This is a genomic window from Maridesulfovibrio ferrireducens (genome assembly GCF_900101105.1).
Taxonomy (GTDB): Bacteria; Desulfobacterota; Desulfovibrionia; order Desulfovibrionales; family Desulfovibrionaceae; genus Maridesulfovibrio; species Maridesulfovibrio ferrireducens.
The window spans coordinates 244459-270919 of record NZ_FNGA01000004.1 but is presented as its reverse complement, the minus strand read 5'-3'; the positions used below and the strand labels follow the sequence as shown (position 1 = coordinate 270919).

Sequence of the window (26461 nt, the reverse complement as noted above, 5' to 3'; positions counted from 1 at the left end):
CGCAACAGAATAAAACAAGTACATGAAATTAAACAACCGTATAAATTGGCAAGACATAATTCTCAAACACAAAAAAAGGCAGTTGAATAATTTCAACTGCCTTTTTAACATTCATGGCGGAGAGGCGGGGATTCGAACCCCGGATAGAGTTTTAAGCCCTATACTCGCTTAGCAGGCGAGCGCCTTCAGCCTAGCTCGGCCACCTCTCCATTTATTGAACCGGTTTTGCGCAATGCGCTTCACCCGCTCGGAGCGTTTAAATATGTTTTCTCCGCTCTGTTGTCAACCATTAACTTATTGTTTTCTTAAATTATCTTGTTTCTTTATCTCTTGCTGTAGATCTAAAGTAAATATTCAAAGGAGCAATCTTAATATTTAAAATTTTTCTAAGCTTATTCTCAAGGAAACGGTGATAAGTCGGCCTGATTAACCTTTCATCATTAATGAAGAAAATAAAGGTCGGTGGCTCTTCATCAGCCTGAGTCAGATATTTAAACTTGGCCCTTCTACGTTTAACAACAGGCGGCTGATGCTTCTGAATCACTTCTTTCATGATTCTATTAAGCTGACCTGTAGAAACTCTTATGGAGCACTCTGCTTTAAGCTTTGCAGCCAAAGGCAAAATTCCACCAAGGCCGGATTTAGAAATACAAGAAGTATAAATCACCGGAACATGATGCGCCATCCTAAGAGCTCTTTCAAACCCTTCTTTAAGTGCGTCACGTTCTTTCTGTGAAACCAAATCTATTTTATTAACAGCAATAATAAACGGAGTTGCTTCCTTTGCAAGGAAATCAAGCAGTCTTTTATCCTGCTTTGTCAGTCCGCCCAGAGCATCAACAACCATAATGGTTACATCTGCTATTTTACTGCTCTTCAACGCCCTGAGAACGCTGTATCTTTCAATTGTATTTGCAATATTGGTCCTGCGGCGAACACCGGCAGTATCAACAAAAGTAAAAATCTTCCCACCGGATCTAAAAGTAACGTTAACACTGTCACGGGTTGTCCCGGCAATGTCACTTACGATAACTCTTTCTTCTCCGGTCATAGCATTTACCATTGAGGATTTACCCGCATTAGGCCGTCCAAGCATGGCTATTTTCAGCCCGACTTTTTCCGGATCTTCTTCCTCGGGCACAAGTCCTGTGTCCTCAGCAAGCTGAGCAACTTTAGCGCGCAAAGCTTCAAGATTGTAACCATGCTCTGCGGAAACAGGCATAATTTCAAACCCGAGACAATGAAATTCTGACAGGCACTGATCTTCAATCTCTGAACCATCAACCTTATTTACCAAAAGTAAAATAGGTTTATTGCTCTGGCGGATAAAACTCGCAACCTGTTCATCAAGCGGAGTCAGGCCGAGACGCCCGTCTACCACTAAGATAAGCGCATGAGATTCTTCAATTGCTTCCCGGGCCTGATCAAAGATATCGCCCTGAAATTCTTCGGACTCGTTATCACTTTCCATTACGAGTCCACCGGTATCTACAAGGGCATATCTAACGCCTTCATAGTGACCTTCATCATAGATACGATCGCGGGTAATCCCGGGCATATCATGAGTCAGAGCTCTTTTCTTTCGTAACAATCTATTGAATATAGTGGACTTTCCAACATTAGGACGTCCTACAAGTGCTATGGTCGGCAACATGGCCAGCCTCCTGAAAAATATAACGTGTAAACCGTAAACCGTGGATGAAGCGTGTTACGAAAGAAACTCTAACTGAAAAAAGACGGAAAGAGATCATCTTTCCGTCCTTGGTGTCCAATAGCGGCATATGGCACAAGGAGAGTCACTCTGTAAAGCCTCAACTGCAATTAGTCAAAATAAAAAAATTGCCTGAAAAAACTTTTCGGGAACAAGTAACTATCTAACCATATAATTTTAACTAACTAAACAGTTTTTTTATAGCTTCAGAATAAGGAGGCCTAAGCACGCCCTTCTCTGTGATAATTCCTGCAATCAGTTCATTAGGAGTCGGATCGAAAGCAAAGTTGAAAACTTCAACTCCTTCGGGAGTAATTCTTGTGTCACCGACATGAGTCACTTCACGCGGAGTGCGGTCCTCAATGGGAACATCATCTCCGGTGGGAGTTTCAGGATCAATTGTATAAACAGGAGCAGCCACATAAAAAGGGATGCCGAATTCACGGGCAAGAAGTGCAACCCCGTAGGTTCCTATTTTATTAACAGCGTCTCCATTTGCAGCAATCCTGTCAGCACCTACAACGACTTTCTGCACCAACCCTTTTTTCATAAGCAAAGCGCAAGCATTGTCGCAGGCAACCTTTACAGGAATACCATCGCGGTGAAGTTCATAAGCTGTAAGTCTGGCACCCTGCAAAAAAGGACGCGTTTCGTTTGCGATAACCTGAACTTTTTTACCCTGATCAACCGCTCCTCTGATAACACCCAGCGCTGTACCGTATCCTGCGGTTGCAAGTGCTCCGGCATTGCAGTGGGTCATAACAGTGTCACCGTCATCAATAAGCGCACCGCCAAAACGGCCAATGTCTTCACACATACGGATATCGTCAACGTGAATAACTTTAGCACGTTCAAGCCAGATGGAGCACAATTCATCAAGAGAAACGTCACCGGCTTCCTGCCAGATTCTTCTCATTTCGCGAACCGCCCAGCGAAGATTTACAGCTGTCGGACGGGCTTTCTCGATTTTATCAAGATTAACTTCGAGAGCTTTTTTCCAGTCATCACGACCGACAACTTCGCGCGCGGCCAGATAACAGCCGTACGCTGCTGTCACGCCGATGGCAGGAGCACCACGCACTACCATAACAACTAGGGCCTCGACAATATCATCGGTGTTTTTGCAATCGAACCACTCTTCACGAGTTGGCAGATAGCGCTGATCGAGGAGAACAAGTGCGTCTTTTTCCGCAGAAAACTGAATATGTTCGGTCATTGAATTAATCCTTATTAAGAAAGTTTTTGCTGAATCATTTTACTGACGATACCGGGGTTGGCCTGTCCTTTGGTCTCTTTCATGACTTGTCCCATGAAGAAGCTGACCAATTTCTTTTTGCCGCCTTTGTACGCTTCAACCTCATTTGGATTATCCGCAAGCACCTTGTCTACAGCAGCTTCGAGACTAGAAGAATCTGAATTCTGCTCAAGCCCTTTGTCCTTTACGAATTTAACTGGATCAAGTCCTTCAGTGAAAATTTCATTAAAAATATCTTTACCGATTTTAATACTGATAACTTCTTTATCAACCAGTTCCACAAGCTTAGCCATCATCTCAGGTGTAAACTTGCACTCCGAAACAGAGCAGCCTGACTGGTTGAGTTCTCTAAGAAACTCACCTTTAATCCAGTTAACAACTTTTAGCGGCTCATTGTAGGAATCAAGAACAGCTTCAAAATAATCAGCAACATCTTTTTCAGAAGTAAGAAGATCTGCATCCTGTTCGCTCACTTTGAAATCACTTTCAAAACGGGCCTTGCGCTCGGCTGGAAGTTCAGGAAGCGAAGCCTGCCATTCGGCAAGCCATTCATCTGCAATAACCAGCGGAACAAGATCAGGATCAGGGAAATAGCGATAATCATGAGCATCCGCTTTTCCGCGCATGGAATGAGTGGTTCCCTTGTCCGCATCATAAAGACGTGTTTCTTGAATAATTTTTTCGCCATCTTCAATAAGATCGATCTGACGAGCTACTTCATAATAAATAGCCTTATGAACGTTTCTAAACGAGTTGATATTTTTAAGTTCAGCACGGGTGCCGAACTCCTCCTGACCAAATGGACGAACAGAAATATTTACATCACAACGGAATGAACCTTCTTCAAGGTTACCGTCACAAATATCAAGATAAAGCAGAATACTGCGCAATGATTTAAGATAAGCAACAGCTTCTTCAGCGTTACGCATATCCGGTTCGCTGACTATTTCAATAAGCGGAACGCCTGTGCGGTTAAGATCAACAAAGCTCGCATTTTCAGCGGCAGAATGGATATTTTTACCAGCATCTTCTTCCATATGAATACGAGTAAGACCAATGCGCTTTTTACAAGGCTCACCTGATTTATCTTCATAAGCAATATCAAGATGTCCGTGCTCACATATGGGCAATTCAAACTGTGAAATCTGATACCCTTTTGGAAGATCAGGATAAAAATAGTTTTTACGAGCAAAAATTGATTTCTGATTTACGGTGCAGTTAGTTGCAAGGCCCATTTTGGCTGCGTATTCCATAACTTTTTCATTCAAAACAGGAAGCACACCGGGCATTCCCGAGCAGACTTCACACACGTTCTCATTAGGCTCTTTCCCGAACTCAGTGGAACAACCGCAAAATATTTTTGTTTTAGTCTTAAGCTGGGCATGAACCTCAAGCCCGATGACTGTTTCAAACTGGACCATATATAGCTCCTTACAATTTCTTATTAAACAGGTTTTAGCCTGATATTATCTTCTTAGTGCCGCCCGGCTGATCAATAAATAAACCGGTACTCTCTTTTTCAAATGATGCGCTGTATATTTAAACTCATTTCCGGTCCCGATATAATAATCGAGCCTTGCTCCGCGTATGGCTTTACCCGCATCCTGTGCAAGACCAAGTCCGTTTACCCTGCGCGAGGGGCTACCTTTTTTCGGAAAAATATCTGTACGGAATGCTACTATTGATCCCAGCGGAATAAGCGCTGGATCAGAAGCTAGACTGACCATTGACATCAACGACTTGCCGTTCGCTCCAAGGGGTTGCCCGCGAGTCAGCTTAAAAAATATATAACTGTTATTTTCCGCCATCAATTCCCACATGCGTTCGGGGTGGCTGAGAAGATAATGTTTAATTTTTTCACGGGAAAGCTGACTTCTCTTGAGAACTCCCTTCTCAAGCATAATTCGACCAAGCCCTTTAAAGGAAAGTCCGTTGGTTCCGCTGAACACGGCGGTTCTCAATCGACCGTCAGGCAAGTGAAGCACTCCGCCTCCCTGAACGTGCATATAAAACAAATCTACGGGATCTTTAAGCCACGCAACTTCAAGCCCGCGTCCTGCTAACACTTTATTAACATCGATAGCACGGCGGGAATGATACGGAAGAATTTTTCCATTTTCAACCCGGTAAGCTTTACGCAATTGCTCAGACCACGGATGGGTCTGCCCCGGACGGGCCTTGCGTAAATCCGGCGGAACTCTATAGACTGGATATTTATACGGCCCTTTTTTTATAAGGCTGGCCTCAATAACAGGGGTATAATACCCTGTCATCTCTGCGCCGGATTGGAGCTCATACCAAACAAAATACCTTCCAAGCAACTCCGGGTTAATGTCTAAACGAGGCAGCAACCGTTCAAGATCTTCAAGAGATTTACGAAGCTGTCCCCATGTAAGACGCAAATCCTTTCTTTTAAGAGCCAGTCCCCCCGAGGGGTTACGACCTGCATATTCGATAGATTTACGAATTTGCGGTCCAAGCTGTCTCCAAGAAGAAATATTCTGAGATTTTATATTAATCCTTCGAGCAGCAATTTCAGAAGATGAAGATGGAAGCATAGAAAATTTCACAGGGCCGGAAATCACTTTTCCTTCTTTAGCCCGCTTGCTTTTCCACGCTTTTGACCTAGCGCTCGAAGAAGTCTTTCTTACACTGGGAATTTTTGTCGCACATCCGCTGATAAATAACGAAAGGAAACAAATACCTAACAACGTTTTAATAAAATAAATTGATTTAAGCATTAATTTTAAGGCTCAATAACAACGTCGCTAAATCTGCCGACTCCGTACTCACGCCTGCGCAAAAATTTATCAGCACCGGGGCCGATTATCTGCAATTCGCGATATTGCCTCTGAACATCCTGCGCTATGTGCATTTCCTTAGTACAGCCCGTTGAATAAGTTGCGTCCTTGCCAACCCAGACTGTAGGAACTTTTTTACCCATAAGCTCAAAACTTTTTTCAATATCAGCAGAAGTCTGGAATCTCCAGGTTGAAATTAAACCGCTGCGCTGAACTTTTTCCCACATAAACATAAGATCATCAGCATCCATGCCTTCTTCAAAATGCTCCGCAGGATTAATAATGTATGTATCTTCAAGTCTATTACGAAGATCGGCAACAAAAGTTTTCAAAAGCTGAATCGCAACGTCAACCTGTCCCGGAATACTGCCGACAATCCCGCTATAGAACATCACAGCTTTTCTGGCTGAACGGGCTTGCTGCATTTCCGCAATTATCTCATCAGCTTTGGCGGATATATCCGATTCACTGAACTTGTGAGCTGTCGGATATTTAGCTTTAAATTCGAGCTTAAATTTGCCGTCAAGATTTCTATGAAAACACATCACATCCCGTGTGAAACGGTGTGTATTTCTGATCAGTCTACGCCTGTTGGACCAGCCTTTTGCAAGGATAAGATCGGACTCCTTCCAAGCTCTGGCAAAAGTAACACTGCAACGAACCAGATTGAGACGTTCTCTTGTTCCATCTGAAATAATGACAAAAGGATTCTTACGCAGTGTAGACAGAAGATCATTTTTGGAAATTCTGTTCTCTGTTATAAAAAAAGCACCTTTAAGAGCCTCAGCAAGAGCCGGATCATTTTCATTATCCCAGAATGTAGGGCTATCAAAACAAAACCCCTCCTTAAGAGACATGATGACACTATGACCCTGCCTCAAAAGTGATTTGACCATTAACAAATCAGCCATCATCCCACCGGACTCGTCTGGTAAAAACAAAATTTTAAGCCCGGATCTACTCTTGCAAAAAATATCTCTAATACCGCTAAAATCAATTTTATCTTTAGAAAAACATGTGGAGTAACGAGAAAAATCCCCGGAAAACAAATCCGAACACCATATATCAGGAAGTGTTGATAATCTGAAAATTCTTTCAAGTTCGATCATATCAAGCTCAAAGCGCATATCTTCAAGACAGTTACACTGCAACGGAGGATAAGGGCACGATTCCATTGCCCTCTTGAAAAAATCACTTTCAACGTATGCCCGACCTCTGCTGGTCAAAACATTTTTACGGTTACGATAAGGATCATCAAGTCCACTTCGGGAAAGAAAGATTGTAACCATCCCTTTTAGCAGACGCCAGGGAATAAGGATGGAGGCATCAATGGCCTGCTTAAATTTATGACGGCAGAGATTCAAAATCAGTCTGCGCTGATATCTATCGGAAACGTGAGTTCTGACCAGTTTGATCAATGCCTTCCATACATAAATGTATTCCTGCAAAAGATCAGAGGCAAGTCCGGGTGTAACTAGCCGTTTGAACAGCCAGTCTGAACAAGGTGCAAAGACTTGGTTTTCATCAAGCGCAACCATAAAACGCAACTGTTCCGGAGAAGCGTTTTTAATCGGGTCCATAAAACTTTCCAGATGATTGGCTGTCATAAAATGAAGAAGCCAAGCATCTGAAACCGGATCTTTTCCGTAACGAACATCTTTTATAGATGTAAAATCAAGCAGAACACTCACTGTCTGTTACTCCGAAAAGAAGCCCTTGCTTCTGAGTTTTTCAAAAAAAGTATTACTGCGGATGCGGGCCAGTAACAGATCGTTTTCATGTCTGGTCACAATCACACGGTCCCCGGTATTCAGCGGGTAAGGAACTCTTCCGTCCTCGGTAATGTATACATCCCCGCTCGACTCAGAAACATCTATAGTCATAGGCCGTTCAGCAGGCAGGACCATAGGCCGTATACCATTTAAAAACGGACAGACGGGGGTAACACACATAACCGGTAATTCTGGATGGACAAGCGGTCCGCCTGCGGAGACATTGTATGCGGTGGAACCTGTGGGAGTTGAAATAATCAGCCCGTCAGCACGGATATTTTTAATCCACTGCCCCTTCTGTCCTATATCGAGAGAGATGATACGGGCGACCGCACCCCGGGAAATAACCAAATCATTTACAGCGACGCCTCTGGCTATAATAGAGTGGCCGCGCTGTATCTCGTAATGAAACGCAAGTCTTCGAGAAATATCCAGCTTATTACTGAAAAAATTCTCAAGTGCGACTTCCCAGTCATCAGGCAGAACTTCTGCAAGAAAGCCGACTCTGCCATGATTAATACCAAGAACAGGAATTTTCCAGTCTATAACGACTCCGGCAGTACTTATAAAAGTACCATCCCCTCCCAGCACAAGAACAAGAGAGCAATTTTCTCTAAACTCAGCCACCTCAACATGGGCTGGGGGAGCGGGATGTGCAATGATTTGAGAATCCACACCACGCGCAGAAAGCCATCTTGAAATAATTATTCCAAGCTTGGCTGCGGCGCCTCCTCCGGCCTTAGTAACTATAAGTACAAAACCTTTACAGTCAGACATAGACTCCTACCTATTAGAAAGAAGCCTAAGATTCAACCTTAAGCTGTCGTTAAATTTCATCGGATTAACTTAATTAACCTATAAAGAAAGGTCGACTCCATTTTGAAGACATCTTTTTGTATTCAATACGAAGACTATTTTCAAAATAGTTACCTTGACGCCGCTAGCTACGTTAATTACAAATCCGACTAATGGCCTGAGTAATAATTAAAACAGCAGCTGCAGCGTTAAATATACTGCGGCTGTTTTTATTTTTTAACCCGAGACTCCTTATAAAATTACTGTTACTCTATACCCCGAACAAGCACAAAATCAGCCTTGGTTTTATAACAATCTGATATTTAAAACTTATTTAAATATATTCTTTTTCTACTTTAACCCTAAAGTATACATAGTAACCTGCCGATAGAGCTAATAAGAAGGAGTACACGCTGTGGCTAACAACCCTGCTGAAATTAGAAATATGCTGCGAACCTATGGTAAGCAGTTGACGAACGCCAAGAGACTGGCCAGATTCAGGCGCGCCCTGAAGATGAGCGAGTCTGTTGACGTTGTCACTATTTCACGGCAGGCAAGGCGCCGCGAGCTGATAGAAAAGATTTCAAGGGAAATTATCGAAAATCTCATTGTCTCGGGTAATGAAAATCCGGTAGTGTCCGATATACTAGAACAGCTGGAGTTGGATTTCGGAGAAAGGTACTTATTTGAGTACCCTCTTGACGGAAGTGATGTTCAAGTGCTTAAGGAAAGCGCTGAAGGCGTTATAGATCTGCCTCCGGAAGAAAAGTCGGTGATTATGAACCGATTGTGGGAAATAACACTGGAAAAGGTTGACCGGACAATGCTCTGATTTACACCATCACCTTTTTTTAACCTATAAATGAACAAACCTTGGTAACCCCGGAGGGGATCATGAAGATCAACCAGTTTAACAACGCCCCCCTCAAGGCCTATTCTGATAACCGGGTAAAGAATCCTGCAGAAAAGGCTCAGTCACAGAGTACAAGCTCTGCGTCCACTCGTGATGTCGTGAATGTCTCGTCGCAGGCAAAGCTACTCGGCACAGCGAGGCAGACTGCTGCAGAAAGTCCCGACACAAGAGAACAGAAGGTCAAAGACTTAAGAGATCAGGTGCGCGCTGGAACATACAAGCCTGACATTCGCAAGACTGCGATGAATCTTGTCCGTGAAGACATAGACTTTTTGCGCTAAAAAAAAGGTGAAACCCATAAAGAGTCTCACCTGTAAATCACATTCTAAATAATTAAACGGGAATAAATTCAACCCGTCAGAATACCCGGCAATGTCCTAATTAGACTCATCATTTGCCGGGCGGTAGTGCGTTGGATATTTTGAATCCACTTGCGGAACTTGCATGCCGCGGCGGGCTTCAGAGTTTATCACAATCGGACCGCCCAAATTAAGAGTTGTTTCATCCGGTCTTCCCGGAGGAATTGTCACAGTGACCAACACGCCCAGTTGACGAACATTCTCCAATCTGAGGATTCGTTTTTCAGCATCACTCAGCTTGACTTCATATTCATCCATAAAACTGTACGGATCGACTACTAGCAGACCTAAGTTGGGATCTTCAATACTTTGCAACAACAGAAAAGGAGAATCTTCCCTGATCTGAATCAGAGTAAAATCTCTTTTGTCGTCAAAGCCGATCAGACCGCGGGAAAAGTAGATAATCCCTTCCTCAGTGATCTCTCTTTCGCCAAGCCGAGTCCTAATTATTTTTTTTCTTTCTTTTGCCATAATTCGGTCGCAGCAAAGAGGTCCTGCTGTCTGTTTTCAAGCGCCATACGGTTCTGTTCTTTAATTTTGAGGTAAACCTCTTCCCTATAGACAGTAGTTTCTTGCGGTATTTCGAGGCCCAGCTTAACCTGTCTGCCTTGAACACTTAATACCGTAATTTTTATATTGTCATCAAGGTAAAGAGCTTCGCCCGGTCTCCGAGTCAGAATCAGCATATTCTCTTGTGTGTAAGTAATCCTTTCGGATCGTTTTTGCTTTCAGTAAAAACATTCGCCACTGCGGAGAACATTTTCAACCCACTGAGAAAACTCTTACCGTATCATTGCCATTGCGGGCAAGCAGAATACGGTCCTCAACTGAAATAAATACTTATATATAATTTAAAAGATTCATCTTCATAATCATTGAAGAACTCTTCAGCACTGCTTCGTAAACAATTTGCTGCTGTGAAAGCTGAGTCATAAGTTCTCCGACATCAATATCTTCAATATGTGATATTCTTTCCTTTTCATTCAATTCAAGACTGGAAAGAACATTATCCGCTACAGCAAGTCTATTCTCCCTGCCCCCGACATCAGCCAGTTTGGTAAGCAGGTATTGCTGTGACTTGTCAAGACTGGCAAGACATTCCTGAACACCTGACTGATTATTTGTTTCAAGAAAAGCAACGAGATTACCCATTGTTTCAAGTAAATTCTGAGTCGAACTGGCATTACTTCCGGTCAGCATACTGTCATTGTTAAAAACAGTACTGGCCCCGGATTCTCCCGGAGCCTGATACACTCCACCGAAAAGATCTTTACCAACGTCATTAACCCTTACATATTCATTTTCCTGAATCTGAAAATTTATAGCCGCGGTATCAGGTCTGACAATAAACTGTGAATTAGATTGAAGCTGATTTGTTCCGCCTGCTCCGGCATTTGAATATATTGTCAAGATTCCGCCGGGAATACTCAGGACTGCATTTGAAGAGACTCCGTCCGCCGACTTAACATTACCTTCAACCCAGTTAATACCGCCATCAAGACTGTAAGAATAACTGATGTTAGACTGAAGCTGGGCCGCAGAATCAATTCTCACAACAACGTCGTTGGTAAAAACACCCTCAGCTTCGGTTCTTCCACCGGCAAGAGTTGTGTTCATTCCTACAATGTTTACGGCATCTTCATCATCACCCATATATTGAGCAGTAGGCCTTACCCACATCCATGTTCCAGTTGAATCGTTAGTATTTCCAACGGGATTGGCCCGGACTGTTGTTCCGGTTTCAAGGGACATAGTCACGCCGTCAAAATCCAGAGTATTGGTACCGGTTGCTAAAGTCTTTGTAGTAAAAGTTTTTCCACCGTCTTTTGAATAACGATAATCAAGGTCTGCAGCTCCTATATCACCTGAATCAAGAAACTGAACGACTATAGTTTTATCGGTGTTACCCTCAATACTGAACTGCTGCGAAGAAACATTAGAATCATTTGTGGTCATCCATAAAGTTTCCTTAAACGCGTTCTCGTCAACCTTATGACCGGCATAAATGCTCTTGCCTTCATATTCAGTATTGGCAAGCGATATAAGCTGCTGAAAAAGCTGACGAGCTTCATAACTTATCTGCTCTCTGTTATCTGCGGTAATAGTACCGGAAGCAGCCTGCTCAGCAAGTTCCTTTGCTCTGGTCACAATTGTTGAAGACTGATTCAAAGTGGTGTCGGATATTGATAACCAACCCTTGGCGGTATCAATATTATTTCGATACTGCTTTACAGTTGCAAGAGTTTCACGGTGGTCAAGAATACGCGCCATGCCCACAGGATTATCAGAAGGTTTGTTAACCTTCTTCTGGGTCTGTGCCTGGATATTGCTTTCTACCAGATCCGTAAGAGACCTGTTCATATTAGACACGTAGGTGCCGAAAAGCATTTGTTGCGTAACTCTCATAACCTTTCTCCGTTAACCTTTTTCATTATTCCTAATGCCTTAATTCTTCAGCCCGAGAACAGTCTGAAGCATCTGATCAGCGGTTGTAATAAGCTTTGCCGCTGCGGTGTAAGAATGCTGAAACTTAATAAGGTTACTCATTTCTTCATCAATATTAACACCTGAAATTTCTTGCTGCTTCTGATTGAGATCAGAAGCCAAAGTATTCTGAAAATTAAAATTAAATTTCGCAGTACTTGTATCCGCGCCTACAACACTGACAGTAGAGTCGTAATACTCAATAAGAGTCTGATTGGTCGTCCCGTCAAAAGGAGTCGTAATCGTCACCCTGTTCTGAGCCATCTCTTTCATTTTCAGTGCGGTCGTGTTGTCTCCGGAGTTGGCTTCTCCGGCTCCGTTTACATGCCCGGCATTAATATACCCGACATCTTCACTGATTTTTGGATTCAATGAAAGATCACTTGCGCCGGAACCGGCAAAATATGTATTCAAACCCAGACCTGCATAAAGTCCAGATGTATCGGTCCCCATTTGAAACTCATAACCCTGCTTTGCGTTAAGCTGCAGCTTGTGATTAACAACCGAAGCATCAACATAAGATCCGAAAGTGTCATTTATGGCGGAGACAACATCATTCATTGAATGCTGATCAGGATCGAAATTTTCAATTCCGGGAGGAATTATTCCGCTAAAATCAAGAGGACCGAAAGAAGCAGAAGAAGCAAGTTCTCCGGTAGTTGAATCATAGAAATACATCATGGCATTTCCGGATTCGAGTTTGTCTGCGAAAGCCAATCCTGATGAACCGCTGCCGAGAGCAGTATCATCGGTTGTAACAGAATACGTTCCTTCCATTGAAGTATGAGCCTTAAGCCCGGACCCCTGTGAATGGATTCTATTTGTCTGCCAGATCATTTCATTCGCCAGAGCATCCATGCGGGACTTGTATTTGCCTACATGCTCATCTCTGAAAGAGAAATAACCTGTCAAAGTACCGCCGCAGAGTCTTCTATTATCATCCTGACCGGAGAAAGAAGTCTGTGGAGTGATGTTTTCCTTGGTGGAAGTATTCTGTACCCAGTAAAGGGCACTCTTGGGAACAACGGTGAATCTGTCACCCTTAGTAAAATCATTTGCAGGGACCGCACCGGAATCATCAGCGGTTCCGAACCATATTTTCAGATCATCAACCTGTATGGCCTTATCTTCACCGCGGGCATAGAATGTTCTTGTGTTTCCTTCGTCATCCTTGAGCCATGTATTCCCGCCGTCAAGTGAGACTCTGAACTGTGCAGCGCCGGCACCTGAACCAACGTTCTTGCCTGAATCTACAACATCAAGAGTATATTCAAATTCACTTGAACCATCGAAATAGGCTTGTCCGTCAAAATCAGAATCCGGCTTCAGATTATTCTGACTGCGAGGACCTTCATATGAAAGACTGAAATGTTTGTCGCCATCTACCAAAGTCTGTCCGGCCTTGGTAATGATGGTCATGCTCCCTTTGCCGTTATCAATTGTCTGCGTATCCATTATCTTTGACAGATCGCGAACTAAACGAGCTCTCTCATCATAAAGAGCATTCGGATTGTTCTGACCGTCAATCTGTTCAACATTTATACGCCCATTGATATCCGCAATACGAGTCATCAGATCATTGGCGGAATTTACGTCCTGCCTGATATAATCTTCAACCTGCTCCTGATAGCGAGTCAAATCTCCCTGCATACTGTTCAGACTGCTGACCATGTTTTTGGAATCGTTCAAAAGTTGCTGTCTGGAAGCGGCATCATTCGGACGCTGACCGAGATCCTGCCAGTCATTAAAAAATGTTGTCAAACTGGAGTTGATACCATAACCGCGTGATTCATTAAAAAGACTCTCTACACTGCCAAGGGTATTATACAGAGAATCCCAGCGTTCACGTTGGGAAGATTTATCGTTATAGCTGTTCTCGATAAACTGATCAAAATTGCGATAAACTTCAGCAGCTCTGACACCTGTACCGATCTGACCGGGCTTCCAGTTGATGCTGGCATTTTCTTCAAGACGTACGTTACGACGTGAATACCCCTCAGTGTTAACATTCGAAATGTTATCACCGGTAACCTGAATGGCTGACTGGGAGGCAAACAAAGCCCCAGTGCCTAAGTTAAAAAGGGAATTTACGCCGGGCATTACAATCTCCCGTTAATCAGTGTTGCTGGTGGTGCTACGTTCTGATATCTCCCGCGAGCGGAGTAAACATTATGATTCTTAGGTGTTATTTCGCGATGCAAAAAATCAAGCATTGAAGAGGACTGATCCAGCAAGGCCTGTGCAAGCTGCTGATTCTTAGTGGCCTGAACCGCGCACTCCTGTTCACGAGTATCCATCAGGGCGAGCAGATCCTCAATTTTCTCTCTCTGCTCATCAGCAAGTGCCGGCAAAATTTCTTTCATTCTCTTAGCAGCAGGGTCAACTTTTTGAACTAACCCTCTAAGAGACATACGTTCAGAGGCAATCTGGCGCATAAGCTCCTGAATTACCATCTCAACTCTAGTCACTCCATGAGGATCTTTATTCATAAGTAAGGAAAATTCTTCCTTAAGGAGCATGAAAAGCAACAACACAGCCTTTGACTGTCTGTTAATATTTTCCTGTATGAGTCTAATCATTTCATCTCCCCCAGCGGCTAACTATCTATTTTTATTAAGATTGATAAATTTTTCTTTTTTAATCTACAAATCCTGTACTTATATACCAGCAAGTTTCCTGCCAATTTCGTCAGCAGTGACTCCCTTTCCATAAACTTTCTTGTCATGCTCCATCTCAATTCTTCGAGCCAAATTTTCAATCCTGGCCATTGCTTCCGGTCTGCTCAAAAAAGAAACGTCTTTCACAGCGGACTTTTCAGTTCCGGACTCAGTCTCTTCATTTATAGCTTCCATTTCACGAGACAGCTTTCTTTCAACCTGATGAGCAAAAGGAAAATCTGTGTCATCCAGAGCAATCCCCGGCTTCGGAAGTGGAATTCCAGGAACACCGTTAGCCCCGATATTTTCATTCTTTTTAAGATGATCACCTTCCCTTGAACCTTTGCGCCCTACTTCATCAAGAGTCTTAAGTCCTGTAGAATTTCCGGTTCCGGGAAGAGTCGCTTTGCTGGCGTTATCAAGCTTTGACCTGAGCTGCTGATAGAGCATATCTCCGAGTCCGATTCCGCCGCCATCAGCAAGCTTTTCCGAAAAATCTTTATCAAACATTGAAGTATACTGATCTTCATACTTATTGCTCAGATAACCGGACTTCTGAACACCCTTACGCATCTGCTTCCATATTTTACCCATAAAGACAGCTTCAAACTTCTTACATGCGGTGCGGAGGCCTTCTTCGACATCTTTGCCGCCTGAGATTTTGTCATTAAGAGAATTCAATTGATTCTTAAAACCAAGCAGTTCCTGACCTTCGGCACTTGCTTTTGCTGTAGCAGCATCATGTCCGGTGATAATCATGTTATATGACCTCCAGTTCTGCGTGCAGTGCTCCGGCAACCTTCATTGTCCTGAGAATGGATATGAGGTCACGCGGGGTTGCGCCGATAGCATTTAATCCGTCAACCAGTTCCTGCAAGGTGGCACCTTCAACAAGCATCAGCCTGTTATTATCTTCTTCAACCTGTAAGTCTGTTTCAGGAGTGGTGACTGTTTGAGCACCTTCAGGAGCAAACGGACCGGGCTGGCTGACATCTGCGCCTTCAGCAATGATAACCTGCAAGTTTCCGTGAGCGATTGCGACCTTGGTCAGGCGTACGTTACGTCCAAGAACAACTGTGCCTGTCTTTTCATCAACCACGACTTTCGCTTTTACATCCGGGCTGATTTCAAGATTCTCAAGAGAAGCCATCAAAGGAACCATATTTCCTCTGAAATTATCAGGGATGGCAAGATCGACAGTTGAAGCATCAACTGCTGTAGCGTATTTCCCGCCGATAGCAGTATTTATCCTTTTAACAACCTGCATGATGGTTCCGAAATCTGACATACCGAGATTGATGGTAATCTTTCTCTGCTTATTAAAGGTAAAAGAAACTGATCTTTCAATTGTTGCCCCGTTAGGAATTCGGGCAACAGTTACGACGTTCTTCGAAGCAGTTGCGGCTTCACCGGTGGCCGAAAAACCACCTACAGTAAGTGCTCCTTGTGCCAAGGCATAAACATTTCCGTCTATACCTTTAAGAGGTGTAAGCAGCAGCACTCCGCCGAAAAGACTTTTAGAGTCACCGATGGATGAAATTGTTACATCAAGCGGTGCGCCGGGCTTGGCAGATACCGGCATTTTAGCAGTTACCATTACCGCCGCAACGTTCTTGGGCTTGATGGAGCTGCGATCAACCTGCACACCCATTTTTTCGAGCATGTTCATCATGGAGGTAATCGTGAAAGCTGAATTAGATCCGTCACCGGTGCCCGAAAGACCGACAACAAGACCGTATCCGACCAGAGCATTGTCACGCACACCGCTGAAAGAAGAAATATCCTTCAAACGGACAGCTTCTACCGGCTGTGCGTGCATAAATATGACGAACAAAAGCAGTATGGTTGCCGTAAACCCTGCTGATATATTGTTCATCCTATTACCGCGTTTCATCTTATCCTCCGGTTTGGTCAACTTTGACTCGAAATTAAACTGCTGAAAATATTATGCTGACTAGAAAGGCCATACGTTATCAAGAATTCTTGAGAGCCATCCGGGTCTCTGCTTATCTGCAAGAATGCCGCGTCCGTAGACTTCAATCTGAGCATCTGCAAGATAACTGGACTGCACAGTGTTGCTGGGGCCGATATCTCTCTGCCTGAGCAGACCGCGAACAACCAGAACCTGTGTTTCTTCATTAATTCTGACCTGTCTTGCTCCTTCAACCTGCATGACATTGCCGGGAAGAATTCTAACTATCCGGCAGGCAACAGAAGCTGTGAGAGTCGACTCATTCTTTGTTTCGCCGGTACTTTTAAATTTGTTGGAAGTATCAGAGCCGATAAGCGGAGTATCTCCGGCATTTCCCTTAAGGTTGAAAGCATCAACTACAGCTAAAGGACCCCCGTAGAAATTCGAGACGCTCATACCTGTTTTATTTTCACGCTCAGCTTTTGAATTCGAAGTATGCTTGCCCTTGCTGATTTCAGTAACAGTCACAACAACTATATCGCCGATTCTGCGAGCTCTGTTGTCATCAAAAAGATATTCTGAATTTGAAGGTAAAAAGAGAGATCCCGGATTATTCAACACTTCCGGTTCGTAAGATACTGGCGGAGTCATAACCGGCATAGGTGTTGGGGTCTGCTTGGCAGGTGTGCATCCGGCACTAAGGATTATTAATAGCGAAACTGCCAATACTGATTTTTTCATTTTTCCTTCCTCCACTGTTACTTACCTGACTGAAACAGTCTGAGCGTTGAGAACTTTAGCAATAACTTTTCTTTTAGTTTGCAAATTGCGTACCGTTATAGTCTGCCCAACTCCTCCGTCCTCTAATGACTCGACGGGAGTAGTCAAACGCAGGTGAGCACTTTGAAAAACTAAGGAGACTTTATCCCCGCGTGCGATGACCGGAGCAGGCTCAATGGAAGACTTCATAATAGGCTGTCCGGTTCCGATAGGAACCCTGACTCTCCAAGGACCGCCTTTGCCATCCCAAGCCCTGTCACCCATATGAGCCATATTTTGATTTTTCCAAGTAATCAGGTCTGGTGTAAGTATTTCCTTACGATTCAGGGGGCGAACCGGACAAGGAACAGGCTTCCAAAGATCCATAAACACACTACCGGACAAATTACGCAAAACCTGTCCGTCGACGCTGACTATTTCCATTCTGAAAGAATTATTTCCAGGCTTCAAATTCCGCGGCATTTGAACTTTCAAACTGTCCATTTCATCAGAATAAAAAAGATGATCCGGCAGTTTGAAATCTCTGAATTTGTAATTACCATCAAAAGCTCTGGCATGAGGAGTCAAGACTTTGACAACCACTCGTTGAAGCTCTGCACCGCTCATAACCTTACCGCCCGACTGAATAGTCAAAGTAGCAGGAAGTACGCAATTTGAGATCATATCACCGAGATAGTGCTTTAAAATGACTTTCAGTTTCGTACGGTTAACACTTATAGCTTTGCGTCCTCTGGGCGGAGCATTCCATAACTCAACTTGTGAGAGATCTCTTTTAGTTTCCGCCGGAAGATTGCCATAAAAATCAGCAACATCTCCAAGCCTGACTCTCGGACCGTCAACAGTTGCAGCAGACTTGATGACTATACGCCAATCATTATTTTCCTTTGTTGCCGCATCAGCAGAAGTAACAGCCAGAACGGCCATAGCTGCTATTACCAGAAACATTACTGATGCTCTGCTAAGGTTTATATATCTTTCTGCAAACGTCATAAGTACCACCCTGTTCCGAGCAGGAGAAATCAAGTAATCCCGCCTAAAGACGACATTACCCTTCACCCGGTTTATCTTTTCACATTAATTGCGGTCTGAAGCATAGAATCTGAAGTTGTCAGAACTTTAGAGTTAGTTTCATAAGCTCTCTGTCCGACAATAAGTCCTACCATTTCATCTACCAATTCCACGTTTGACCCTTCAAGATACCCCTGAGAAATGGTTCCGAACCTATCATCTCCGGGGACACCTTCTACTGGCGCACCGGAAGCTTCAGTTGTCACATAGAGATTTTTACCGATAGCATTAAGTCCGGCTTCATTGATAAAATCATAAACAGGAATATCAGATGACGCCAATTCAATACCGTTCTTATCAAGAGCTGCCATATGTCCTTTTTCAGAGACAACAACGTTAACAGCTTCAGGCGGAACAACAAATTCAGGCTGGAGTGCATATCCGTTAGAGGTTACAACACGCCCTTCATTATCAAGTTTAAATGCTCCGGCGCGGGTATAACCATCCTCTCCATTATGATCGATACGGAAAAAACCACGTCCTTCAATTGCCAAATCCAACGGGTTCCCAGTATTTTCAAAAGAACCCTGACTAAAAAATTTATGGATACTTACTTCCTTAACACCCATACCAATCTGCATACCTGTAGGAAGCCTGTTGCCACCCTGAACCTGAGTTCCGGCAATTTGCATGGTCTGGTACATCAAATCCTCAAACTCAACCCTGCTTTTCTTAAAACCCTGAGTATTTACGTTGGCAAGGTTATTCGAAAGAACATCAATATGGGTCTGCTGTGCAACCATTCCTGTTGCCGCTGTCCAAAGAGAACGCATCATAACTCTATCCCCCTATGTTACATTGCTGATCGACCGACTTGCTGAATGACCTTCTTGTCAAGCTCATCAGTGCCGGAAATCATTTTCTGATACATTTCAAAGCTGCGCTGACATTCGATCATAGAGACCATTTCAGTTACAACTTCAACGTTTGATTTTTCAATAAACCCTTGAAGAATATCTCCGGTTCCAGGAAGAACCTCTCCGCCGATTGTGTACAAATTTTCACCCTCTTTCTTTACGGTTCGAGGGTCTACAGCCTCAACAAAATCAAGCTGCGCAAGCTCCTCCCCGTTCGCCCGGATAACTCCGGTTCCATCAACTGTAACTTCAGCCCTTGGAGGGATCGCCACAACACCCCCGGAAGCCATCACAGGATAACCCTGCTCAGTCATCAGGTTTCCTTCAGGAGAAAGAGTAAATACACCGTTACGAGTGTAAAACTCGCCTCCGTCCTTCTGAACTTTGAAAAATCCGTCACCCCTGATAGCGAAATCAAGTGAGTTACCGGTTTTTTGAAAAGAGCCTTGAGACATATCTATTACTTCTTCAGACAATCTTGGACGGGCCATTATTTTAGGCTCCGGAAACAAGTTTTTATCCCGTATGAACGGCTTTGCATCCACAACGTAATCGTGAGCAAATTTAACAAAAGTGTCTTCGAAAGCGCAGGTGTCCCGTTTAAAGCCTGTAGTATTCACGTTCGCCAAATTATTGGCGCTGATATTGACCCTGTGTTCGTTGGACATGGCCCCAAAAAGGGCACTAAATGTACTGGTTTGCATATCTTTTCTCCTAAAAAAGGCGATTGCTTGCAACTGTACTTGCAAACAGCAGGCCAATATGAACAAAAGATAAAAATCAGATGATGAGGTATGAAGAGTGAGAAGAATGATTTTGAATAAAAAAATCCCGGTTGAGCGTTAACTCAACCGGGACAGTTCAAAACATATTTATGGGGATATAATCAGGCGGTATAATGAATAACAACCCCGACAGATGATTCCGGGAAAATAGCCTGAGTTGCGTCCGCGCCCTGAAAACCCTGAGTCGCATCCAAAACTTCGAAGGCCATGGTGGCATCAGCACTTCTTACACCTTGAGTCGCCGGTAAAATTTGAACATGACCTGCCGGCCCTGCTATAACAACACCGGGACCACCCGCGGTAAAAGACCCGGCTGGTCCGGCTGTGATGTGCCCTGCTGGCCCTGCTATAATATTATCTGTAAGAATAGGCATAGTTCACCCGCTTTTTATTTAAGTATATCTACTTATAAAATAACACATGATCCAAACAAGTCAAATCATCAAGCTAGTCTTAAAATAATGATAAATCCCCTACAATTTACACTTGCGAATATGATTTGCTGTAAGCCTATCTTATATGGTATTAATTCTACAAGATACCCGGACTGAGTAAAAAGACTCTCCCACAGTACCAAAAGCCTCTCAGCTTTAAAAATCACAAGGCTTGACATTGCAAATCGATACGCCTAAGTTGCTGTCCTCGGTGCGGGTGTATCTCAGAGTTTGTTATTTGGTGAACAATATACTTCGTAAAAGAAGCTTGGCACACCTCTTCACTCCGCATCAGGCCTCATACTGTAACCTTTTTGTTGGGTTTAAGATGCTGAGGTGGGCCTTTTTCGGGTCCACTTTTTTTATTTTGGTCGCCAAGCGACAATAAAAACGGGGATTATCGTGGAGCAAGGCTCATTAGCCAAGAAAATAAGTGATTTCGTGGAACCTGCACTCGGTGCCATGGGACTTTCACTTTGGGGTGTTGAAGTGACCTCCGCAAACCGTCCGACCGTAATCATTTATATTGAAAACGAGTCGGGTGTCAGCATTGATCAGTGCGCCAAGGTGAGCAGAGAAATAGGACTTATGCTTGAAGTTGAAGAAGTTATCGACAACGCATACGTTTTAGAGGTTTCCTCTCCGGGATTAGAACGCAAATTTTTCAAACCTGAACAGGTTGCAGCCAACATCGGTAAAAAATTGGAAGTTGCACTCATCATGTCATTTGAAGAGCGTAAAAACTTTCGCGGAATTTTAATCGAAACCGACGATGAAGGTTTAGTGCTCCAGCTTGCAGATCAGGAAGAGCCTGTCAAACTGGAATGGGACAGAATTAGAAAAGCAAAACTCATTCACGAGTTTAAATAATACAAATCAGGCAATTATTTGGCTTGCCGGTACGCGTTATATGCCTTGAACAATGTACCGAAGCGGAGGAGCGACATGGGATCTGAACTGAAAAAAGCGATCGATCAAATCAGCAAAGACCGTGGGATCGATAGAGATCTTCTGGTAGATACACTTGAAGAAGCAGTTCGTTCTTCTGTGGCTCGCAAATATGGCGACGCCATGGATATCGAAGTCAACTATAATGAAGATATCGGTGAAATTGAAGTTTACCAGTTTAAAGTAGTTGCTGAAGAAGTAACTGACGAGATAAGCGAAATCGTCCTTTCAGAAGCTAAAGAACATGATCCGAATGTTCAGGTCGACGACGAAATGGGCTTTAAGCTCAAAATCGAAGATCTTGGAAGAATCGCAGCTCAATCCGCAAAGCAGGTAATTATTCAGCGCATGCGTGATGCTGAACAGGAAATTATCTACGATGAATATAAATCCCGCAAAAACGAAATCGTCAGCGGTATTATTCAGCGCAGAGACCGTTCCGGTTGGATTATCAACTTGGGACGCACTGAAGCCGTTCTGCCTAAAAACGAGCAGATTCCCCGCGAAAGATACAAACGCGGAGACAGAGTTCAGGCTTTCCTCATTGATGTACAGAAAGAAGCACGCGGACCTCAGATAACTGTGTCCCGTTCTCACCCTGATTACATGACCGCACTTTTCAAGAGAGAAGTTCCTGAAGTTGACGATGATACAGTAAAAATTATGGGTGTAGCCCGTGATCCAGGTCTCCGGGCCAAAGTTGCTGTTAACTCACTGGACAGAGATGTTGATCCTGTAGGAGCTTGCGTAGGTATTCGCGGTTCCCGCATCCAGAACATAGTTCAGGAACTCCGTGGTGAAAGAATTGATATCGTAGTCTGGAGTCAGGACATTGCTGTCTATGCCCAGAATGCACTTTCACCTGCTATTATTTCCAGAATTGCCGTTGATGATGATGAAAAAATTCTTGAAGTGGTTGTTCCTGACGACCAGCTTACTGTTGCAATTGGCCGTAAAGGACAAAACGTTAAGTTGGCATCAAGACTGCTCGGTTGGAAAATTGATATATTCACCGAGAGCCGCTACGGCGAAATGAACGCAGCAAGCAAAGGAATGGACCAGCTTGCAAGCGTTGCTGAAATAAATCTTGATAACTTTATTTCAGCCGGTTTCGAGACCGTCAATCAGATTGCCAGAGCTTCTGAAGAAATTCTCATGACAATTGAGAATATGACTCCTTCAAAAGTAGCCGATATCAAATCAGCAATTAAGCTGCTTGGCATGGGTGAAGATGAAGAATCTTACATGGAAGAATCTTTGAGAATCAAACAAGCATCTCTGGAAGAAGCTGAGGGAAAAGCAAATGTTCCCGAAGAAGAAACCGAAGATGTCTCAGTTGTAGAAACTGAAACTGAAGAAAGTAAATCCGAAGAAAACCAAACTTCGGAAACTGATAAAGAAATAAGCGAGTAGTAGTCTTTGACCGGAATGGATAGCACTGACGGAAATGATCCAGTCAGATCGTGCGTGATTTGCAGGCAGCGATTTGCCAAAAAAGACCTACTCAGGTTCGTTATCGGCAAGGGGGCTTCCGACTACGAGCTTATTCCGGACAACAAGAAAATAATGCATGGACGCGGATACTACGTCTGCGAAAATGAACGCTGTCTGGAAAAAATTAAATTTTTTAAGCCGCGCAAGAAGAAATTCAGGGGGTAGTGTTATATGACTGCAAAGATAAAAGTTAAGGAATTGGCCGTCGAGTTAGGCGTCAATCCCAAGGATATTCTTCAAAAGTTGCGAGATTTAGGAGTGCAGGCAAAAAGTACTGTTGCGGACATTGATGCGGATTCCGCTCAGACCATCCGCAAAGAACTTGCCGGAGCATCCTCAAATGTTGTTCAAAGAGAAGTTCAGCCCGGAGTTATAGTGCGCCGTCGTAAAGCCGGACCACCTAAAGACGAAGCTGAAAAGCCGGAAGAAAAAACAACTGAAGCTAAAAAAGCTCCTGTTGAAAAGCCAGCTAAAAAGGACGTCAAAACTCCTGCTGCCGACGCAAAAGAGGCAACCGAAAAAGCTGCCCCTGCTAAAAAGAAAAAAGCTAAAAAGAAAGAACCTCTTAAGGACGCTAAACCTCTTGTTAAAATTATCAAGCCTGAAGACCTTGAGAAAAAGAAACAAGATGAAGCTCCTGTGAAGGAAGAAACCGCACCGGTTGAAAAAGCGGAAACACCCCCATCTGCGGACTCAGCCGAGAAAAAAGCTCCCAAAAAAGTAGCTGCTTCGGCTCCCCCTGTAGAAAAAGCCACTAGCGAACAAAAGAAAGAACAGCCCGCTGCTGATAAAAAAGACGTTAAGGCGAAAGATTCCGAGCCTAAAAAGAAAAAACGCAAGAAAAAGAAAGAAATCGAGCCTCCTAAGGTAAAAATTATTTCAAGGCCCGATCCTAATCTTCAAGCTGCACAGCGTGCGGCAGAAGGTCCAGCAGGTGCAAGAATTGCCGGAGATAGAGGACTGCCAGAGCGTAGACCTGCGGCCAGACCGGGCGGTAGACCAGCTCCAGGTGGTAGACCAGCTCCAGGCGGTAGACCAGCTCCAGGCGGTAGACCTGCTCCAGGCGGTAGACCAGCTCCAGGTGGCAGACCAGCTCCGGGTGGCAGACCAGCTACAAGCGGAAGACCAGTTCCGGGTGCTCCTCAGCCAGGCTCAGATGAAGGCCAGAGCAAAAAGAAGAAATTCAAGAAAGATAAACGCGTTGTTGAGTTTGGTAAAGATAACAAAAAGACCAATCAAGAACGTGATATGGATAGTAAGTTCCGTCACAAGAAAAAAGGCAAAAAAGGCAAACATAAAGAAGTTGAGCCTGTATTGCAGAAGCCTTTGAAGGCTGCAAAGCGTAAAGTAAAATTCAATGAAGCTATCAGACTGGCTGATATGGCTCACCAGATGGGACTCAAAGCGCAAGAGCTTATTAAAACTCTCTTCGCTCTCGGAGTCATGGCGACCATAAACCAGTCTCTTGATTTGGATACAGCGACCCTGCTTGCAGCAGAATTTGAATACGGAATCGAAAACGTATCCTTCTCCGAAGAAGAATTATTAGTACCGGTACATGAAGCTGATGATGAAAAAGAACTTATGCCTCGTCCTCCCATCGTTACCATCATGGGACACGTTGACCATGGTAAAACATCACTGCTTGACGCCATCCGTCACAGTACTGTTACCGATGGTGAAGCAGGCGGCATAACACAGCATATCGGTGCTTATCATGTCTCCACCAATCGCGGAGATATCGTATTCCTTGATACTCCCGGCCATGAAGCTTTCACAACCATGAGAGCCCGTGGAGCACAGGTTACTGACATCGTAATTCTTGTTGTCGCCGCCGATGACGGAGTTATGGACCAGACCCGTGAAGCGATAAGCCATTCCAAGGCTGCCGGAGTTCCCATTGTTGTTGCAGTCAACAAAATGGATAAAGAAGGAGCCAACCCTGAAAGAGTTCAACGCGAACTTGCTGATTTCGACCTCGTACCAGAGGCATGGGGCGGAGACACAATGTTCGTTCCCGTTTCAGCTAAAGAACGCACAGGACTTGATCAGTTGCTCGAAATGGTTCAGCTCCAGGCAGAAGTTCTGGAACTTAGAGCCAACCCGAACAAATCAGCTCGCGGTAACATTGTTGAAGCAAAACTCGACAAGGGTCGTGGCCCTCTCGGAACCGTCCTGATTCAGGAAGGAACCATCACTCAGGGAGATCCTTTCGTCTGCGGACTTTACCACGGACGAGTCAGAGCCATGTTCAACGACCTTGGACAAAATATAAAAACAGCTGGCCCCGCTTTCCCTGTAGAAATTCAGGGATTTGACGGAATACCTCTAGCAGGTGATGAATTCATCTGCGTAGCTGACGATAAAATTGCTCGTAAAATTGCTCAGGAACGTAAGCTGAAACATCGCGAACGTGAGCTTGCAGGAAAATCCAAGGTTACTCTTGAATCCTTCCTTGCTTCAAAACCTGATGAAAAAATTCAGACCCTCAACGTGGTTCTTAAAGCCGACGTACAGGGATCACTTGAAGCAATTGCCGAAGCTCTCGCAAAACTTGCTACTGAAGAAATCAAAGTTGACGTCATTCACGGAGGAGCCGGTGCCATCACAGAATCTGACATTCTGCTCGCATCTGCAAGTCAGGCCATCATCATCGGTTTTAACGTAAGACCTACTGTTAAAATCAAAGAAGTGGCTGAACGTGAACAAGTGGAAATCCGCTTCTACGACATCATCTACAAACTGGTCAGCGAAATCAAAGACGCTATGGCCGGTATGCTCTCCCCTGATATTAAGGAGAACTACTTAGGTCAGGCTGATGTTCAGCAGGTATTCACTGTACCGAAAATCGGAACAGTTGCAGGTTGTAAGGTTATAGACGGAAAACTCACAAGACATGCTAAAGTCAGACTTCTGCGTGAAGGTGTTGTAATCTATACCGGAACATTGACCTCGCTCAAACGTTTCAAAGACGACGCTAAAGAAGTAGCAAAAGGCTACGAATGTGGTGTTGGACTTGAAAGATACAACGACATTAAGGAAGGCGACGCAATCGAAGCCTTTGAAGAAGTCGAAGTAGCAAGAACTCTCGCATAACAAATCATAGGGGCGGCACTTGCCGCCCCTTTTTTAAATTTCCGGCACCCAAATGATAATCGGCGTACTTTCACTGGAATTCAGACTTCACGGGAACAGGTCTCTAAAAGGCAAACGGAAAATATCACTTAGCCTGAAACAAAAATTGCGTAATAAATTTAATGTATCAGTTTCTGAGATAGAAGCGCAAGACTCCCATGAAAGACTGGTCCTGGCAGTAGTGACAGTAGCAGGCGAAACTCGTAAAGTTGAAAGTAGATTATCAAAAGCGCTATCCATGATTGAAGCAATTTCCCCGGCAGAATTGGTGCACTGTAAAACCGAATTTTTTAGTTCCTGA

25 protein-coding genes and 1 tRNA gene are annotated in these 26461 nt (G+C 44.0%); 7 read left to right on the top strand and 19 right to left on the bottom strand.

Going from position 1 to position 26461, the window contains the following annotated elements; translation table 11 throughout:
* Positions 1-114: 114 nt before the first annotated feature.
* The 7 genes from BLT41_RS13770 to BLT41_RS13740 form a co-directional block, all read right to left on the bottom strand.
* Positions 115-209, bottom strand: a tRNA-Ser gene (locus BLT41_RS13770).
* Positions 210-310: 101 nt separating this feature from the next.
* The gene (der, locus tag BLT41_RS13765; RefSeq protein WP_092162151.1) at positions 311-1654 is read right to left on the bottom strand and encodes a ribosome biogenesis GTPase Der; all 1344 of its coding nucleotides are present in this window, start codon (positions 1652-1654) and stop codon (positions 311-313) included.
* A gap of 238 nt (positions 1655-1892) precedes the next feature.
* Positions 1893-2927 carry an S-methyl-5-thioribose-1-phosphate isomerase gene (gene mtnA, locus BLT41_RS13760; protein ID WP_092162150.1) on the bottom strand — a complete coding sequence of 345 codons (1035 nt, stop codon included), beginning with the start codon at positions 2925-2927 and terminating at the stop codon, positions 1893-1895.
* A 14-nt stretch (positions 2928-2941) separates the two neighbouring features.
* On the bottom strand, positions 2942-4387 hold the full coding sequence (gene gatB, locus BLT41_RS13755; RefSeq protein ID WP_092162149.1) for an Asp-tRNA(Asn)/Glu-tRNA(Gln) amidotransferase subunit GatB: 1446 nt from the start codon (positions 4385-4387) through the stop codon (positions 2942-2944).
* A gap of 45 nt (positions 4388-4432) precedes the next feature.
* A complete protein-coding gene (locus BLT41_RS13750) occupies positions 4433-5707 on the bottom strand; it encodes an MltA domain-containing protein (protein WP_092162148.1) in 1275 nt (424 codons plus the stop codon).
* 5 nt (positions 5708-5712) lie between these two features.
* The gene (locus BLT41_RS13745; RefSeq protein WP_092162147.1) at positions 5713-7458 is read right to left on the bottom strand and encodes a hypothetical protein; all 1746 of its coding nucleotides are present in this window, start codon (positions 7456-7458) and stop codon (positions 5713-5715) included.
* Positions 7459-7464: 6 nt separating this feature from the next.
* A complete protein-coding gene (locus BLT41_RS13740; protein ID WP_092162146.1) occupies positions 7465-8316 on the bottom strand; it encodes an NAD(+)/NADH kinase in 852 nt (283 codons plus the stop codon).
* A gap of 433 nt (positions 8317-8749) precedes the next feature.
* Between BLT41_RS13740 and BLT41_RS13735 the strand changes: the two genes are divergently transcribed.
* Positions 8750-9166, top strand: a complete 417-nt coding sequence (locus BLT41_RS13735; protein WP_092162145.1) for a DVU0524 family FlgM-associated protein — start codon at positions 8750-8752, stop codon at positions 9164-9166.
* Positions 9167-9228: 62 nt separating this feature from the next.
* On the top strand, positions 9229-9528 hold the full coding sequence (flgM, locus tag BLT41_RS13730; protein WP_092162144.1) for a flagellar biosynthesis anti-sigma factor FlgM: 300 nt from the start codon (positions 9229-9231) through the stop codon (positions 9526-9528).
* A 96-nt stretch (positions 9529-9624) separates the two neighbouring features.
* Here flgM and fliW read toward each other — a convergent pair whose 3' ends face one another.
* From fliW to BLT41_RS13670, 12 genes are all read right to left on the bottom strand, one after another.
* Complete coding sequence (gene fliW / locus BLT41_RS13725; RefSeq protein ID WP_092162137.1) at positions 9625-10077, bottom strand: flagellar assembly protein FliW; 453 nt, start codon at positions 10075-10077, stop codon at positions 9625-9627.
* Positions 10053-10292 carry a carbon storage regulator CsrA gene (gene csrA, locus BLT41_RS13720; protein ID WP_031482008.1) on the bottom strand — a complete coding sequence of 80 codons (240 nt, stop codon included), beginning with the start codon at positions 10290-10292 and terminating at the stop codon, positions 10053-10055. Before csrA ends, fliW begins: the two co-directional genes overlap by 25 nt.
* 154 nt (positions 10293-10446) lie before the next feature.
* On the bottom strand, positions 10447-12012 hold the full coding sequence (gene flgL, locus BLT41_RS13715) for a flagellar hook-associated protein FlgL (protein ID WP_092162128.1): 1566 nt from the start codon (positions 12010-12012) through the stop codon (positions 10447-10449).
* Positions 12013-12051: 39 nt separating this feature from the next.
* Positions 12052-14190 (bottom strand): flagellar hook-associated protein FlgK, encoded by a 2139-nt coding sequence (flgK, locus tag BLT41_RS13710; protein ID WP_092162127.1) that lies wholly within the window; start codon positions 14188-14190, stop codon positions 12052-12054.
* Positions 14190-14669 carry a flagellar export chaperone FlgN gene (gene flgN / locus BLT41_RS13705; RefSeq protein ID WP_092162126.1) on the bottom strand — a complete coding sequence of 160 codons (480 nt, stop codon included), beginning with the start codon at positions 14667-14669 and terminating at the stop codon, positions 14190-14192. The genes flgK and flgN overlap by 1 nt, the downstream gene beginning before the upstream one ends.
* A gap of 78 nt (positions 14670-14747) precedes the next feature.
* Complete coding sequence (locus tag BLT41_RS13700) at positions 14748-15506, bottom strand: rod-binding protein (RefSeq protein WP_092162125.1); 759 nt, start codon at positions 15504-15506, stop codon at positions 14748-14750.
* A 1-nt stretch (position 15507) separates the two neighbouring features.
* Entirely contained in the window at positions 15508-16641 is a 1134-nt protein-coding gene (locus BLT41_RS13695) for a flagellar basal body P-ring protein FlgI (RefSeq protein ID WP_092162124.1), read from the bottom strand.
* A gap of 60 nt (positions 16642-16701) precedes the next feature.
* Positions 16702-17400: a flagellar basal body L-ring protein FlgH gene (locus tag BLT41_RS13690; protein WP_092162123.1), complete on the bottom strand. Its 699-nt coding sequence runs from the start codon at positions 17398-17400 to the stop codon at positions 16702-16704.
* 21 nt (positions 17401-17421) lie between these two features.
* Complete coding sequence (flgA, locus tag BLT41_RS13685) at positions 17422-18429, bottom strand: flagellar basal body P-ring formation chaperone FlgA (protein ID WP_092162122.1); 1008 nt, start codon at positions 18427-18429, stop codon at positions 17422-17424.
* A 71-nt stretch (positions 18430-18500) separates the two neighbouring features.
* Complete coding sequence (gene flgG / locus BLT41_RS13680) at positions 18501-19283, bottom strand: flagellar basal-body rod protein FlgG (protein ID WP_092162121.1); 783 nt, start codon at positions 19281-19283, stop codon at positions 18501-18503.
* A 17-nt stretch (positions 19284-19300) separates the two neighbouring features.
* Positions 19301-20068, bottom strand: a complete 768-nt coding sequence (gene flgF / locus BLT41_RS13675; RefSeq protein ID WP_092162120.1) for a flagellar basal-body rod protein FlgF — start codon at positions 20066-20068, stop codon at positions 19301-19303.
* A 182-nt stretch (positions 20069-20250) separates the two neighbouring features.
* On the bottom strand, positions 20251-20523 hold the full coding sequence (locus tag BLT41_RS13670) for a hypothetical protein (protein ID WP_092162118.1): 273 nt from the start codon (positions 20521-20523) through the stop codon (positions 20251-20253).
* A gap of 462 nt (positions 20524-20985) precedes the next feature.
* Here BLT41_RS13670 and BLT41_RS13665 point away from each other — a divergent pair, with 462 nt between their 5' ends.
* The 5 genes from BLT41_RS13665 to BLT41_RS13645 all read left to right on the top strand — a co-directional run bounded on the left by BLT41_RS13665 (position 20986) and on the right by BLT41_RS13645 (position 26461).
* Positions 20986-21453, top strand: a complete 468-nt coding sequence (locus BLT41_RS13665) for a ribosome maturation factor RimP (RefSeq protein WP_092162116.1) — start codon at positions 20986-20988, stop codon at positions 21451-21453.
* Between the two features lie 75 nt (positions 21454-21528).
* A complete protein-coding gene (gene nusA / locus BLT41_RS13660; protein WP_092162114.1) occupies positions 21529-22944 on the top strand; it encodes a transcription termination factor NusA in 1416 nt (471 codons plus the stop codon).
* Positions 22945-22959: 15 nt separating this feature from the next.
* Positions 22960-23190, top strand: coding sequence for a YlxR family protein (locus BLT41_RS13655; protein ID WP_092162453.1), 231 nt, complete (start codon positions 22960-22962; stop codon positions 23188-23190).
* A 6-nt stretch (positions 23191-23196) separates the two neighbouring features.
* Positions 23197-26121 carry a translation initiation factor IF-2 gene (infB, locus tag BLT41_RS13650; RefSeq protein ID WP_092162112.1) on the top strand — a complete coding sequence of 975 codons (2925 nt, stop codon included), beginning with the start codon at positions 23197-23199 and terminating at the stop codon, positions 26119-26121.
* A 52-nt stretch (positions 26122-26173) separates the two neighbouring features.
* On the top strand, positions 26174-26461 hold the full coding sequence (locus BLT41_RS13645; protein ID WP_092162110.1) for a DUF503 domain-containing protein: 288 nt from the start codon (positions 26174-26176) through the stop codon (positions 26459-26461).